Source organism: Streptomyces griseus (assembly GCF_001715295.1).
GTDB lineage: Bacteria > Actinomycetota > Actinomycetes > Streptomycetales > Streptomycetaceae > Streptomyces > Streptomyces griseus_G.
The window spans coordinates 100,323-114,168 of the sequence record NZ_MDKB01000003.1; the positions used below are offsets into that span (position 1 = coordinate 100,323).

The following is a 13,846-nucleotide window of genomic DNA, read 5'->3' on the forward strand; positions in this document are numbered from 1 at the left end:
GACCGGGGGAAAGGGGGAGCAGCGACCGACAGACGGCAGCCGGGCATGGCATATGTCCTCACTCAGGGTCCGCGCCCTGGTTCGACGTGACCGGCGACGAGAGTCTCCTGGCTCCCGGATCCGCAGTTCCCCCGGCCTTCCAGTCCGCGGTGGCGGACCGTGACTTCCGTGTGGGGGACTGCTCCCCGGTGACAGTGGCGGGACCGCGCCGGATTCGCACCGGCTTCCTCTGCTGTCGCCGTACATGGCCACGGCAGTCCACCATGTCCCGCGAACGCCCGTCAACCTGCCGCTGACCTGCGAGGCTGCGGAAGCGCCCGGACGCACAGCGGGCCGGACACACGGGTGGTGTGTCCGGCCCGGGGTCGGGTGCGGGAGGTCAGGCCACGATCAGATAGATCCCGTACGCCACCGCCGCCGCGCACAGCGCGAAGCAGGCGTAGGCCCCGAAGCGTGCGGGAGCACCGGAACCGCCGTTCCCCGCCGCCGTGGGCGCCTGCTTGGCGAGGCCCACGATGCCGAGGGTGAAGAGGCCCACCAGCGCGACGGTGACCACGAGGCTGACGCCGAAGACGGAGGCGAGGGCTGCCCAGTCGATGTTCATGCGGATCTGTCCTTACACCGTGGCCGGTCGGGCCGGGTCGGCCGGAACCTCGGCCGCCTGGGCCGGGGCCGGGATGGTGGTCTTGAGGTCCGGGACGATGCCGGCGGGCGGCGGGCTGACGGCCGCCATGGCGGTGGTGACGATCCCCGCCGGCTCGGCGTCCGGCATGTTGACGTTGGTGTGGTCGACCGGCTTGCGGCGCGACAGCAGCCAGATCGCACCGGAGCCCGCGACGAGGAGCACCGCGACGACACCGACGCCCCAGCCGCCCTGCTTGGTGAGGAACTCGGCGCCCGCGCCGACCAGGCCCGCGGCCGGCAGGGTCAGGCCCCAGGCGACGAACATCCGGGTGGCGGTGGACCAGCGGACCACGCCTCCCTTGCGTCCGAGGCCGGCACCCATCACCGCGCCGGAGCAGGACTGGGTGGTGGAGAGGGAGAAGCCGAGGTGCGAGGAGGCCAGGATGACCGTGGCCGCACTGGTCTGGGCGGCGAAGCCCTGCGGCGGCCTGAGCTCGGTAAGGCCGCTTCCCATGGTGCGGATGATGCGCCAGCCGCCGAGGTAGGTGCCCAGTGCGATGGCGACACCGGCGGCGCAGATGACCCAGACCGGCGGGTTCGCACCGGGGGACAGGACCCCACCGGTGACCAGGGCCAGGGTGATGATGCCCATCGTCTTCTGCGCGTCGTTGGTGCCGTGGGCGAGCGAGACGAGACCGGCCGAGGCGATCTGGCCTGCCCGGTAGCCCTTGGCGGTCGACTTCAGCTGCGCCTCGTCGGTGATCTTCCGGTTGAGGCGGTACGTCAGCCTCGTGGCCAGCAGCGCGGCCAGACCGGCGACGACGGGGGCGGCGATCGCGGGCAGCAGGACCTTGGTGACGACGGTCCCGCCGTTGATCGAGGACCAGCCGGCCGACATCACCGCGGCGCCGATCAGACCGCCGAAGAGCGCGTGGGAGGAACTGGAGGGCAGGCCGACCAGCCAGGTCAGCAGATTCCACAGGATGGCGCCGACGAGCGCCGCGAAGATGACCTCGGTTCTGAGGCCGTCCTCGTTGACGATCCCGCCCGAGATCGTCTTGGCGACCTCCACGGACAGGAACGCGCCGACCAGGTTGAGAGCGGCGGACATGGCCACCGCTGTCTTGGGCTTGAGGGCGCCGGTCGAGATGGTGGTGGCCATCGCGTTGGCGGTGTCGTGGAAACCGTTCGTGAAATCGAACACGAGAGCCGTCACGATCACGATCGCGAGCAGCAGCGTGATGTGTTCCATTTACCCAGGCAATCGTTCGACGTCATTGGCTCGTGGAACGTAAGCAACCTGGATGAACGGAAGGTGAACTGAGCAGGGCGGCACGGTGACCCCAACCGTGCGCACCCGTTCCGCTTGTGTGCGTGCGAGGTGGCCCGGTACTCCCGCGGCGGTGCGAGGAGCGGCCTCACGGCGTGTGGGCGGACGCGTGACGTGCCCGGCGCACGAGGCCGGGGAGACTTCGGTCACCTCCCCGCAGTGGTGCCCGTGACCCGGGCGCCCCTTCGTGCGGCCCCGGCCGGGGTGGGCCCGCGTGCCGTGGCACCGCGCCTCGCCCCGGGGCCGTGGAGCCTTCCCCGGCCACCCGGCCTCGCTCGTGCCCGGACGTCATGGGGGGCCTGCCCGGTCCCGTGCCCCCGGGGAAGCGCGGCACCGGCCCCGGCCCCGACCGCCCCGGAGGGCCCGAGGGCCGGCACGCGCTTCCCGGTGGACCGGCGCACGGCCTCGGACCCGGCGCTTCGCACGGCGGAGGGGCGTCCAGGCGCCGGATGCGTGGGGCGTGATGCAGTGGTGCAGGCGGACGGTCCGGTGACGCGGCCCGGCCCCGCACCGGTCGTCGCGCGCCCGCCGGGACGTGCGGGACGACCCCCTTAGGACGTGTGTCGAAAGTAGCGTCGTCTGCCCGGAGGGCAGGCCCGGCGGCGTCCGGTGCGTGCGATCGCAAGGCGGAGGGTCGCCTCGATACCGGTGTATCGGGGCGATCCCGACAACGCCGCGAGGGCGCGTGCCAGGCGTCGCCGGGCAGACGGGACTTTCGAAACGCGCCCTAGGATCACCCGCATGAGCGACCACGATCAGGACGCGATCGGACAGGCGTGGGAAGCCGTTCTCGCGACGGCCCGCAGGACGGCCGCCGAGGGTCTGGTCGTCGGTACCTCGGGCAACGTCTCCGCACGGGTCGGCGACCTCGTCCTGGTCACCCCCAGCGCGGTGCGCTACGAGCGGCTCGGCCCCGGGGACGCGGTCGGCGTCGACCTCGGCGGCCGCCGGGTGTTCGGCGACCTCCCCCCGACCAGCGAGCTCCCGCTCCACCTGGCGGTGTACCGCAACACCCCCGCCGCCGCCGTGGTGCACACCCACGCGGTGCACGCCACGGCCGTCTCCACCCTCGTCACGGAGGTCCCTGCGGTGCACTACGCCGCAGCGATGCTCGGCGGTCCCGTCCGCACCGCGCCCTACGCCCGCTACGGCACCCGGGAACTCGCCGACGGCATGCTCGCCGCGCTGCGCGACCGCACCGGCTGCCTCCTGCGCAACCACGGGACCGTCACCTACGGCGCCACCCTCGACGAGGCCTACGACCGCACCGCCCAGCTCGAATGGATGTGCAGGCTCTGGCTCACCGCCAGTTCCGTGCCCGGCCGCAGCCCCAGCCTGCTCTCCCCGGCCCAGCTGCACGAGGCGCGGGAAGCGCTGAAGGGGTACGGCGGGCCGGGCTGAGACCCGCCTCCGTCACCGTACGGTCCCCGCCGGGTTGGCAGGCCGCCCCGCACCCTGGAGACTGAAGCCGTGCGCCCGGCAACAGCGACGGCAGCGGCCGTCACCACGATCCTCGGCGCCGGCGCGGCAGCGGTCGCAGCCGGCCGGTACGCCAGCGACACCGCCCTCGGGGCGTCGTCACGGGCCTTCCCCGCCGACCGCAGACTCACCGTGCACGCCGCGACGGCCGATCAGGTCACCCTGACCCGCTCCTTCCCCGCGCTGCGCCCCGGTACGTACGGCCTGGTGGGCCGTGGTGTCCACGCGGTCGTCGGCCCCGTCCTCGAACAGGCGCCGCACGTCTCCGCCGACACCGTCGTCCGCGGACTGGAACGCGTGACCAGCGGCACCCTGCGCCCCGGGGCCAGGGTCCGCCTCACCCCGGAACTCCACACCGGGGACCCGCTCACCGCCCTGGGCCTCGCGTACAAGGAGGTCGAGATCCCGGGCGAGCTGGGCAACCTCCCCGCCTGGTACCTGCCCGGGGCCCGCGACACCTGGGTGATCACCGTGCACGGCCTCGGCACCACCCGGGAACACCCCATGAACGTGCTGGGCTTCCTGCGGGACCAGCAGATCCCGGTACTCGACATCGCCTACCGCGGCGACGCCGGCGCACCCCGCTCCCCGGACGGGCTCTCCCACCTCGGCGAGTCCGAGTGGCGCGACCTCGACGCGGCCATCCGCCACGCCGTCCGCTACGGGGCCGAGAGAGTCGTCGTCCACGGCTGGTCGTCCGGCGCGTCGATGGCGCTGCACGCGGCCGTCAACTCCGCGCTGCGCGACCGCATCAGCGGTCTGGTCCTCGACTCCCCGGTCCTGGACTGGCGGCGCACCCTGCGCGCCCTGGCCGCGGCCCGGGGCGTCCCCGCAGCCCTGCTGCCCCTCGCCGTCCGGGCGGCCCAGGGACAGACGGGGCTGTACGGCGCCCCGCTCCTGGACACCTCGCTGCCCACCGCTCTGCGGGCCCCGACGCTGATCTTCCACGGCCCCGGAGACACCCTGGCCCCCTGGCAGCCGTCCCGCGAACTCGCCCGCCGCCGCCCCGACCTGGTGGCCCTGCACGCCGTACCGGAGGCTCCGCATGCGGCGATGTGGAACGCCGACCCGGCGGGCTACGAGGAGACCCTCCGGCGCTTTCTCACGCCCTTGATGTGAGCTGATGGGTGGGAACGGGCCGGTTGGTGACCGGACCGGAAACCCCGCCGTACCCCGGCGATCCGGCTTCCGTTTGGGCTTTCGGGCCGTCAGGGGCAAGACTGCTCCCCGTGACGTCCCGTAACCCGCGCGACTCCAGGCTGCGACTTGTCCGCCCGCGACCCCTTGCCACTGCCCGCAAGGCCGTGACCACCCGGCGCACCAGGCCGGCCCCCCGCCCACCCGAGGGCACCCCGCCCCCCGCGGAACTGGCACGCCAGGCCCGGGCCGTGCTCGCCGATGCCGTACGGATCGCCCACTGGGCCGCGGACGGGGAGAGTCCGGGAACCGTCCCCCTCGCCGCCCAGGCCCTCCAGCGCGCCGCGGCGGCCCTGGAACTCTCCCCGGCCCAGGTGCAGACCGGCTGGGACCGGGCACGGCTCGCCGGGCTCATCGAGCTGCACGGCGACACCGCCCGCCCCGGCTGGCGGCTGCGTGCCTGGGACCGCGACGACTCGGCCGTGCTCCGCGGCTGGGTCGCGCTCTTCGACGCCTGGTCGCTGGTCCACGCCGCCCCGGACGGCATGGAGACCACCGCCGTCGCCGAAGCCGTCGAGGCCGTGCCCCAGGTGCTCTCCCTGCTCCAGCTCTCGGCGGGCCCCGTCACCGTGCCCGCGCTCCTCGACCTCCTCGGCCAGCGGGTCGCGGAACTCCGCGAGGAACGGTGCGAGGTGCCGTACGGGCCGCCCCAGCCGACGACGGGCGCGGCGCCCGGCCGCTCCGAGGACCTGAACGCCGTCCTCCTCGACTGGGCGCTCGAGGGGCTCGCCGCCGTCGGCGCCCTCACGCTCGGCGCCGGACACGCCACCCTCACCCCCCTGGGCAACTGGGCGGTCTGGGTCAAGCTGGAACAGATCTGCGTCGCGGCCCAGAGCCCGGCCGGCAACATCGAGCAGTCCGCCGCGGACATGCTGCTCGGCTGCGCGCGGCTCACCCCCGGGCCCGCCCGGGCCGAATACCGTGCCTGGCTGGCGGCCCGGCCCGTCGGCAGCGCGGTCGCCGAACTCCTCGCCGTCGCCCGGGGCGAGGACGCCCTCCTGCGCGGGCTCGCCTTCGAGGCGCTCCGCGTCGTGGGCGCCCCCGCCGAGCCCGTCGTGCGCTCCGTCGTCACCGAGACCCCGCTGCGGCCGTACGCGCTGCTCTGGCTCGCCGAGTACGAGGGCGCCGATCCGGACGACGCCCAGGACGTCCTCAGCCGCGAGGAGGCCACCTGGCTCTGGGTGGACACCGCGGCGGCCGTGGCCGACCACGGCGAGACGGGGCTGCTCGTACGCCACCTCGACTCCGCGGTGCAGGGCACCGTCCCGGCGCTGCTGGACGAGGTCAGGGCCATCGGTCATCCGCGCACCGTCCAGGTGCTGGTGGCGCTGGCCGCGGCCCACCCGGACCCGGCGCTCGCCAAGGCGGTCCGTCGCGCCGCCTTCCAGGTGCACACCGGCGGGGTCTGAGGGCTGCCGTCCGGATCAGGCCGGGCTCCGGCCGGCCCGTCCGGACGGAAGCCTCCCCGAGGGCTGCCCCGCCGGAGCGCCCGGCGACGCGGTCAGCCCGCGGACCCCGGGGCGTACGTCCCGAACGTCCACACGTTGCCCTCCGCGTCGCGCGCCATGAAGTCCCGCGACCCGTAGTCCTGGTCGGTGGGCGGCATGAGGATCTCCACGCCGTGCTCCACGGCCCGCGCGTGGTGCTCGTCCACCTCGTCCACGACGACGTACACCCCCGAGGGCCCCGCGTCGGCCATCGCCTTCGCGAAGACGCCCTCGTGGCCCTTGGAGCCGATCATCACCCTGCCGTTCCCGCAGGACAGCTCGGCGTGCAGGACCTTGCCGTCCCCGCCCTCGTAGACCGCTTCCTCCGTGAAGCCCAGGCCCTGCGTCAGTGTCCTGATCGCCGCCCTCGCGTCCTCGTACAGGATCGTCGGGTAGATCGTCGGCATACCGTCCACACCTGCCATCGCGCTCACCTCGTCCCGGCCTCGTTCGCCGCTCGTAGTGATCTGCGTCTCAGTCTTCCACCGGACCTACCGCGACGCGCCCCCGGAGGGACGGCCGCCGGCCACGGACGACGGCCCCGAGGCGGGCGGGGAGCACGGGAAAAGCCGGTGGACACCGCCAGTAGACTGAGTCCCATGGCAATTCTCCTTGTGCATTGAGTAACGGCGTCGAGTCGTGCGTTCCCAGCTGTCCCTCCGCCGCCCCTACGCCCTGGAGTCTTACCCGTGATCACCGCTTCCGGCATCGAGCTGCGTGCCGGCGCCCGCATCCTCATCGAGTCCGCCTCCTTCCGCATCGCCAAGGGTGACCGCATCGGCCTGGTCGGCCGCAACGGCGCGGGCAAGACCACCCTCACCAAGTGCCTCGCCGGAGAGGGAACCCCGGCCGGCGGCACCATCACGCGCAGCGGAGAGGTCGGCTACCTCCCGCAGGACCCCCGCACCGGCGACCTCGACGTCCTCGCCCGCGACCGCATCCTCTCGGCCCGCGGGCTCGACGAGACGCTGCGGAAGATGCGCGAGAACGAGGAGCGCATGGCGAACGGCAAGGGCGCCACCCGCGAGAAGGCGATGAAGAAGTACGAGCGCCTGGAGACGGAGTTCCTCACCAAGGGCGGGTACGCCGCCGAGGCCGAGGCCGCCACCATCGCCGCCGCGCTCAGTCTTCCGGACCGGGTGCTCGGCCAGCCCCTGCACACGCTCTCCGGCGGTCAGCGCCGCCGCGTCGAGCTGGCCCGCATCCTGTTCTCCGACGCCGACACGCTGCTCCTGGACGAGCCCACCAACCACCTGGACGCGGACTCCATCGTCTGGCTGCGCGACTACCTCAAGTCCTACCGCGGCGGCTTCGTCGTGATCTCCCACGACGTCGAGCTCGTCGAGACGGTCGTCAACAAGGTCTTCTACCTCGACGCCAACCGCGCCCAGATCGACATCTACAACATGGGCTGGAAGCTCTACCAGCAGCAGCGCGAGGCGGACGAGAAGCGCCGCAAGCGCGAGCGCCAGAACGCCGAGAAGAAGGCCGCGGCCCTCAACTCGCAGGCCGACAAGATGCGTGCCAAGGCCACCAAGACCGTCGCCGCCCAGAACATGGCCAAGCGGGCCGAGCGCCTGCTCTCCGGCCTGGAGGCCGTCCGGGTCTCCGACAAGGTGGCCAAGCTCCGCTTCCCCGAGCCGTCCCCGTGCGGCAAGACGCCCCTGATGGCCGAGGGCCTCTCCAAGTCCTACGGCTCGCTCGAGATCTTCACCGATGTGGACCTGGCCATCGACAAGGGCTCCCGCGTGGTCATCCTCGGCCTCAACGGCGCGGGCAAGACCACCCTGCTGCGCCTGCTCGGCGGCGCGGAGAAGCCCGACACCGGCCAGATCATCGAGGGCCACGGCCTCAAGCTCGGCTACTACGCCCAGGAGCACGAGACCCTGGACCCGGAGCGCACCGTCCTGGAGAACATGCGCTCAGCCGCGCCCGACCTCGATCTCGTCGAGGTCCGCAAGACGCTGGGGTCGTTCCTCTTCTCCGGCGACGACGTCGACAAGCCCGCCGGGGTGCTCTCGGGCGGCGAGAAGACCCGGCTCGCCCTGGCGACCCTGGTGGTCTCCTCGGCCAACGTCCTGCTGCTGGACGAGCCGACGAACAACCTCGACCCGGCCAGCCGCGAGGAGATCCTCGGCGCGCTGCGCACCTACAAGGGCGCCGTCGTCCTCGTCACCCACGACGAAGGCGCGGTCGAGGCACTCCAGCCCGAGCGGATCATCCTGCTGCCCGACGGGGTCGAGGACCTGTGGGGTGCGGACTACCGGGACCTGGTGGCCCTCGCCTGACCCGGCCCGCCGACCCGGTGATCCACCACGCCTGGATCATTCGGCCCATGCGTGATCCTTCATCTGGGTGAGCGGCTCTCGTACCCCGGCGCGGCGCCCGGCAGATGTCTGCCGGGCGCCCCTCTGTGCGGCCTCCACGCGGGCACGGCTCTGACCTGGCCGTTCTCTCCGGCAGCGGCTCCCGGAGCCCGCCCGCACCTACGGAGGGTGGCGTTCCGTTTGTGTCGGCCCGCGCCCGGACGGTGAAACCGCTCGTGCGGACCTTGCCGAATGGGTGGCCAGGAAGCCCGGTAGGGGTGATCATGAGAGTCCAGAGCGCACTTCCTTGAGGAGGCACGGGTGGCCGAGACTCTGAAGAAGGGCAGCCGGGTTACCGGCGCCGCGCGTGACAAGCTCGCGGCAGACCTGAAGAAGAAGTACGACTCCGGTGCGAGTATCCGGGCGCTGGCCGAGGAAACGGGCCGCTCCTACGGATTCGTCCACCGGATGCTCAGCGAGTCCGGAGTCACGCTGCGGGGACGCGGCGGGGCGACTCGGGGCAAGAAGGCCGCTTCGGCCTGACGGCGGGCGTGGTCCGCCGGCCGTTCGCCGGCCCCGGGGCTCACCGGAACACCGGGTGGCCACCCGGCCGACCGAGAGGTCGTCCGGGTGGTTACTGTTCAGTTACTTGCCAGTAAGTGCTGACTGCTCCCGATCCGGAGGCGCTCCATGACCTCGCTCGACCCCGTGCTCGACAAGGACGGCGTACGGCTCACCGTCGAAGACGCGGTGGCCACGGTGACGCTCACCAACCCGGCCAAGCGCAACGCTCAGTCTCCCGCTCTGTGGCGGGCGTTGGCAGAGGCCGGGCGGGTGCTCCCCGGCACCGTGCGCGTCGTGGTGCTGCGCGGCGAGGGCACGTCCTTCTCCGCCGGCCTCGACCGGCAGGCGTTCACCCCCGAGGGGTTCGACGGCGAGCCGTCCTTCCTCGACATGGCGCGCGGTTCGGAGGCCGCACTCGACGCGACCATCGCCGCGTACCAGGAGGGGTTCACCTGGTGGCGGCGCAACGACATCGTGTCGATCGCGGCTGTCCAGGGACACGCGATCGGTGCCGGCTTCCAGCTCGCCCTCGCCTGCGACCTGCGGATCGCGGCCGACGACGTGCAGTTCGCGATGCGCGAGACCAGCCTCGGCCTCGTCCCCGACCTCACGGGCACCCACCCCCTGGTGGGCCTCGTGGGGTACGCCCGCGCGCTCGAGATCTGCGCCACCGGCCGCTTCGTGCACGCGGAGGAGGCCGAGCGCACCGGCCTGGCCAACCTGGTGGTCCCCGCCGATCAGCTCGACGCGGCCGTCCGTGACCTGGCCGCCGCCCTGCTGGCCGCCCCGCGCGACGCGGTGGTGGAGACCAAGGCCCTGCTCGGCGGCGCCCACGCGCGCACGTACGAGGAGCAGCGCGCCGCCGAGCGCGCCGCCCAGGGCCGCCGGCTGCGCGACCTCGCCGGCGTCACCGACTGAGCCCGCCGTGACCGGACCCGCCCCGGGCGGGTCCGGTCACGTCCGGGCGGGACCCACCACGGCCGTGACGAGCACGGCGACGGTGGGACGGCCTTCCACCGTCCCGGACACCGCCTCGCGGACCGCGCGGGCCACGTCGAGCGCCCTGCGGTCGCCTGCCGTGGCCAGCTCCACCCGGACGTGACCGGGGGCGGAGTGCACCGCGCTGCCCAGCTCCCGGGTGAGGGAGACGACCCCGGGGACCCGGGCGGCAGCCCGCCCCGCCGGCCCGTCCGGTTCGGCGGGGCGCACCTCGGCCCGCCGCGGCCCGGCCGGCCCGGGCTCCTCCTCCAGCAGATCCGTCACCCGCAGATCCACCGCGTCGACCACCAGGCCGAGCCGTTCGGCCGCCGCCGCCAGCAGCGCCGCCCGCAGTGCGGCGGCGGTGGCGGGCAGCGGCCGCGCCACCGTCGCCGCGAAACCCGCCTCGATCCGCAGCGGCCCCGGGGGGAGCGCGCTCGGCGGCCCCGGTACCACCGGCTCGGTCGCGCCGTCCGCTTCCGCGGGGGCGATCCGCAGCTGCCCGAGCACCGCCCCCGAACCGGCCGTGGCGTCCCGCAGCACCTCCGTCGCCGCCCGCTCCGCGATCCAGGACCCGTCGGCGGGGCCGCCCAGGGGGAGCAGCCGGCCCAGGCCGAGCCGTTGGCGTACCGCGGCGGTCCATCCGTCGGCCCGGTGGGGGCCCTCAGCCGTTGTCATTGCCCCAGCCTGCCGTATCGGTGGCGCGGAACGGGGCAAGCGCACTTAATGTGGGCACCGTAAGTCCAACCCTGCCCCCTCGAAGGGAAGAGCGGCGATGACGGAGAGCCCGCAGCGGAACCGGTCTGACGACCCCGGCAGCGTGTCCGGCGGGGAGGACAGCCGTCAGCACCAGCTCGCCAAGCGAGGCGGGGGAGCCCCCGCCACCCGTGGCCGTACCACCGTCGCCGACGGTGTGGTCGAGAAGATCGCCGGAATGGCGGCCCGTGACGTCGGTGGTGTCCACGCGATGGGCAGCGGCATGTCGCGTACGTTCGGCGCCGTACGCGACCGTGTGCCGGGGGGCGGCAAGTCCGTGACCCGTGGCGTCAAGGCCGAGGTCGGCGAATCGCAGACCGCCCTCGACCTCGAGATCGTCGTGGAGTACGGCGTGTCGATCTCGGACGTCGCCGGCGAGGTCCGGGAGAACGTCATCGCGGCGGTCGAGCGCATGACCGGCCTCGAGGTCGTCGAGGTCAACATCGCCGTCAGCGACGTCAAGCTCCCCGACGAGGAGGACGACGAGGACCAGTCCGGGTCACGCGTGCAGTAGTCCTCGTCCCCGAGGCAGTTGAGGAGCACAGATGAGCATGGCTGTGGTCGGCCTGATCGCCGGCATGGCGCTCGGCTTCGCCGGGTATTTCGGCGGGTTCGGCGCGTTCCTGCTGGTCGCCGCGCTGGGGGCCGTCGGCTTCGTCGCCGGCCGCTTCCTGGACGGCGACCTGGAGCCCGGCGACTTCTTCCGGAGTCGCGAGCGCGGCGACCGGCGACGGTGACGGCGGTGTCGGACCGGGTCGCCGCCGCGGGCCGCGGGGAGACCCGGATCGCCGACCGGGTCGTGGCCAAGATCGCGGCGCAGGCCGCCAGGGAGGCGGTCGCCGAGCCGCCCGGAGGCGGGAGGCCTCCGCGTGCCACGGTCACCGTGCACCGCGAGTCCGCCCGGGTACGCGTCAGCCTCGAACTCGGCTATCCGGGTGACATCGGCCGCCAGTGCGGGGCCGTGCGTCACCATGTCGCCGAGCGGGTAAGGGAACTGGCGGGGATGGAGGTGCCCGACGTGTCGGTGCGGGTCGAGCGGCTGCACCTCACGGAAGCGGGCGCCGCCCCGGAGGGGAGCACGAGATGAGCGAACCCCAGGAGCCGCCGGACAGCACGCAGCGCCTGCCCACGACCGGGCCGGCGGCGTCCGGCGCCGTACTCGACACGGTCCGGACCGGGTCGGGCTCGACCCACGAACCCGCGACCCCGACCGAGCGGACCGGCGGCCGGGCAGGCCGCTTCTGGTCCGCACGGAGGGTTCCCGCCGCCCTGGTCGCCCTGCTGGTCGTCGCGGGCGCCGGACTCCTGCTCTACGACGTCGCGGCGGTACGGACCGGCCACCCCGGCATGCGGTGGCGGCGTTCGCTCGCCGACGACCTGGCGAGCCGTCACCTCGACGACGTATGGGTGCTGACGGGCTCGGCGGTGGCGGCGGCCCTGGGCCTGTGGCTGCTGCTCCTCGCGCTGACCCCCGGCCTGCGCGCGCTGCTGCCGATGCGACGCGACCACCCCGGGGTACGGGCCGGACTCGACCGCTCCGCGGCTGCCATGGTCCTGCGCGACCGGGCCGCCGAGGTGCCCGGGGTGCAGTCCGTACGCGTGCGGATGCGGCGGCGCAGGGCGACCGTGCGTGCCGTCTCCCACTTCCGTGAACTCGACGACGTACGGGGCGACCTGGACACCGCCGTGGGCACGGGCATCAGGGATCTGGGCCTGGCGCGGCCGCCCGGCCTGTCCGTCCATGTCCGCCGCCCTGCGAAGAAGAGGTGAGGCACGTGATCGCGACCGTCAACCGGGTCCTGCTGGGCCTGGCCGGAGTGATCCTCCTCGTCGTCGGCGGCTCCGTCCTCGCCACGGGGCTCGGCGTGTCCGTGCCCTCCTGGTGGCCCTTCGACGGCCGGAACGACGTGCTGCTCAGCCGGGCCGACCGTTACCGCTGGCGGGACGAGGGCTGGTGGTGGCCGACCGTCATCGCGGTCCTCGCCGTCCTGGTGCTCCTCGCCCTGTGGTGGCTGCTGGCCCAGCTGCGGCGCGCGCGCCTCGCCGAGGTGCTGGTGGACAGCGGGGACGGCGAGGGCGCCCTGCTCAGGGGCAGGGCCCTGGAGGGCGTGCTCGGGGACGAGGCCGGTGCGATGGACGGGGTGTCCGACGCCAAGGTCGCGCTGATTGGCCGGCGGACCGCCCCGCGGGCCCGTGTCCGCCTGCTGCTGGAGCCGCACGCCGCCCCGGAGCAGGCGCTGCGCGGCCTGTCCGAGGGGGCGCTGTACCACGCGCGCACCTCGGCGGGCCTGGACGAGCTGCCGGCCGAGGTCCGCCTCAAGGCCGTCAAGCACCGTGCGCATCGGGTGAACTGACGGCCCGCCGGTCAGAATCCGTGCCGGGCGCCGCCGTCGACGGGCACCATGATGCCCGTCAGGTAGGAGGCGGCGGGGGAGAGCAGGAAGGCCGAGGTCTTCCCGAACTCCTCCGGGGTGCCGTAGCGGCGCAGCGGGATGCGGGCCTCGTTGGCCGTGCGGGAGGCCTCCGCGTCGCCCGACAGGGCGTCCAGTTCGCGCACCCGGTCGGTGTCGATCCTGGACGGCAGCACCCCGACGACCCGGATGCCGCGCGGGCCCAGTTCGTCGGCGAGGGACTTGGCGAAGCCGGCGAGACCGGGACGCAGACCGTTGGAGATGGTCAGACCGGCGATCGGCTCGTGCACCGACCCGGACAGCACGAAGCCGATGACGCCGCCCTCGCCCAGTTCGGCGGCGGCCGTGCGGGCCAGGCGTACGGCACCGAGGAAGACCGACTCGAAGGCGGAGTGCCACTGCTCGTCGGTGTTGTCCGCGACGAAGCCGGGGGCCGGACCGCCGACGCTGATGAGGATGCCGTCCAGCCGGCCGAACCGTTCCTTCGCGGCATCGACGAGACGCCGGGCCGCCTCCGGGTCGCCGTTGTCGGCGGCGAGGCCGGCCGCGTCCGGCCCGAGTTCACCGACGGCCGCCGCGACGCTCTTCTCGTCCCGGCCGGAGATGATCACCTTCGCGCCGTCGGCGACGAGGGCGTGCGCGGTGGCGTTGCCCAGCCCGCGGGTCGCGCCGGTGACGATGTACACGCGGTCCTTCAGTCCAAGATCCATGGCT

The 13,846-nt window shown here is 73.6% G+C and carries 16 protein-coding genes and 1 riboswitch; of the genes, 11 read left to right on the top strand and 5 right to left on the bottom strand.

Features of this window, described 5'->3' with window-relative positions; genetic code table 11:
• Positions 1–100 precede the first annotated feature (100 nt).
• A riboswitch (cobalamin riboswitch) is annotated at positions 101–230 on the bottom strand.
• Between the two features lie 149 nt (positions 231–379).
• Positions 380–604 (bottom strand): hypothetical protein, encoded by a 225-nt coding sequence (locus tag BA175_RS16750; RefSeq protein WP_069172234.1) that lies wholly within the window; start codon positions 602–604, stop codon positions 380–382.
• Between the two features lie 12 nt (positions 605–616).
• The gene (locus BA175_RS16755; RefSeq protein WP_069172235.1) at positions 617–1,876 is read right to left on the bottom strand and encodes an inorganic phosphate transporter; all 1,260 of its coding nucleotides are present in this window, start codon (positions 1,874–1,876) and stop codon (positions 617–619) included.
• An 819-nt stretch (positions 1,877–2,695) separates the two neighbouring features.
• On the opposite strand from BA175_RS16755, the gene BA175_RS16760 reads away from it, so the two are divergent.
• The 3 genes from BA175_RS16760 (at position 2,696) to BA175_RS16770 (ending at position 6,039) form a co-directional block, all read left to right on the top strand.
• Positions 2,696–3,355 carry a class II aldolase/adducin family protein gene (locus BA175_RS16760; protein WP_069172236.1) on the top strand — a complete coding sequence of 220 codons (660 nt, stop codon included), beginning with the start codon at positions 2,696–2,698 and terminating at the stop codon, positions 3,353–3,355.
• Positions 3,356–3,424: 69 nt separating this feature from the next.
• Positions 3,425–4,552 carry an alpha/beta hydrolase gene (locus BA175_RS16765; protein WP_069172237.1) on the top strand — a complete coding sequence of 376 codons (1,128 nt, stop codon included), beginning with the start codon at positions 3,425–3,427 and terminating at the stop codon, positions 4,550–4,552.
• A gap of 185 nt (positions 4,553–4,737) precedes the next feature.
• Positions 4,738–6,039, top strand: coding sequence for a hypothetical protein (locus BA175_RS16770; protein WP_069172238.1), 1,302 nt, complete (start codon positions 4,738–4,740; stop codon positions 6,037–6,039).
• A gap of 92 nt (positions 6,040–6,131) precedes the next feature.
• Here the strand turns inward: BA175_RS16770 and BA175_RS16775 are convergent, their stop codons facing one another.
• Complete coding sequence (locus BA175_RS16775) at positions 6,132–6,542, bottom strand: VOC family protein (RefSeq protein WP_069172239.1); 411 nt, start codon at positions 6,540–6,542, stop codon at positions 6,132–6,134.
• 264 nt (positions 6,543–6,806) lie between these two features.
• Between BA175_RS16775 and BA175_RS16780 the strand changes: the two genes are divergently transcribed.
• The 3 genes from BA175_RS16780 (at position 6,807) to BA175_RS16790 (ending at position 9,905) form a co-directional block, all read left to right on the top strand.
• The gene (locus tag BA175_RS16780; protein ID WP_069172240.1) at positions 6,807–8,405 is read left to right on the top strand and encodes an ABC-F family ATP-binding cassette domain-containing protein; all 1,599 of its coding nucleotides are present in this window, start codon (positions 6,807–6,809) and stop codon (positions 8,403–8,405) included.
• Positions 8,406–8,744: 339 nt separating this feature from the next.
• Positions 8,745–8,966: a helix-turn-helix domain-containing protein gene (locus BA175_RS16785; protein ID WP_006123601.1), complete on the top strand. Its 222-nt coding sequence runs from the start codon at positions 8,745–8,747 to the stop codon at positions 8,964–8,966.
• A gap of 147 nt (positions 8,967–9,113) precedes the next feature.
• Positions 9,114–9,905 (top strand): enoyl-CoA hydratase/isomerase family protein, encoded by a 792-nt coding sequence (locus BA175_RS16790; RefSeq protein WP_069172241.1) that lies wholly within the window; start codon positions 9,114–9,116, stop codon positions 9,903–9,905.
• A 36-nt stretch (positions 9,906–9,941) separates the two neighbouring features.
• Here the strand turns inward: BA175_RS16790 and BA175_RS16795 are convergent, their stop codons facing one another.
• Positions 9,942–10,643 carry a hypothetical protein gene (locus tag BA175_RS16795; protein ID WP_069172242.1) on the bottom strand — a complete coding sequence of 234 codons (702 nt, stop codon included), beginning with the start codon at positions 10,641–10,643 and terminating at the stop codon, positions 9,942–9,944.
• Between the two features lie 97 nt (positions 10,644–10,740).
• Between BA175_RS16795 and BA175_RS16800 the strand changes: the two genes are divergently transcribed.
• Genes BA175_RS16800 through amaP form a run of 5 tightly spaced genes read left to right on the top strand, consistent with a single transcriptional unit; the run spans position 10,741 to position 13,075 of the window.
• Complete coding sequence (locus BA175_RS16800) at positions 10,741–11,235, top strand: Asp23/Gls24 family envelope stress response protein (RefSeq protein ID WP_069172243.1); 495 nt, start codon at positions 10,741–10,743, stop codon at positions 11,233–11,235.
• A 31-nt stretch (positions 11,236–11,266) separates the two neighbouring features.
• Positions 11,267–11,458 carry a hypothetical protein gene (locus BA175_RS16805; RefSeq protein WP_014045172.1) on the top strand — a complete coding sequence of 64 codons (192 nt, stop codon included), beginning with the start codon at positions 11,267–11,269 and terminating at the stop codon, positions 11,456–11,458.
• Positions 11,455–11,808, top strand: coding sequence for a hypothetical protein (locus tag BA175_RS16810; RefSeq protein WP_069172244.1), 354 nt, complete (start codon positions 11,455–11,457; stop codon positions 11,806–11,808). Before BA175_RS16805 ends, BA175_RS16810 begins: the two co-directional genes overlap by 4 nt.
• Positions 11,805–12,491, top strand: a complete 687-nt coding sequence (locus BA175_RS16815) for a DUF6286 domain-containing protein (protein ID WP_069172245.1) — start codon at positions 11,805–11,807, stop codon at positions 12,489–12,491. Before BA175_RS16810 ends, BA175_RS16815 begins: the two co-directional genes overlap by 4 nt.
• 5 nt (positions 12,492–12,496) lie before the next feature.
• Positions 12,497–13,075: an alkaline shock response membrane anchor protein AmaP gene (amaP, locus tag BA175_RS16820; protein ID WP_069172246.1), complete on the top strand. Its 579-nt coding sequence runs from the start codon at positions 12,497–12,499 to the stop codon at positions 13,073–13,075.
• An 11-nt stretch (positions 13,076–13,086) separates the two neighbouring features.
• Here the strand turns inward: amaP and BA175_RS16825 are convergent, their stop codons facing one another.
• Positions 13,087–13,842, bottom strand: a complete 756-nt coding sequence (locus BA175_RS16825) for an SDR family oxidoreductase (protein WP_069172247.1) — start codon at positions 13,840–13,842, stop codon at positions 13,087–13,089.
• Between the last annotated feature and the right edge of the window lie 4 nt (positions 13,843–13,846).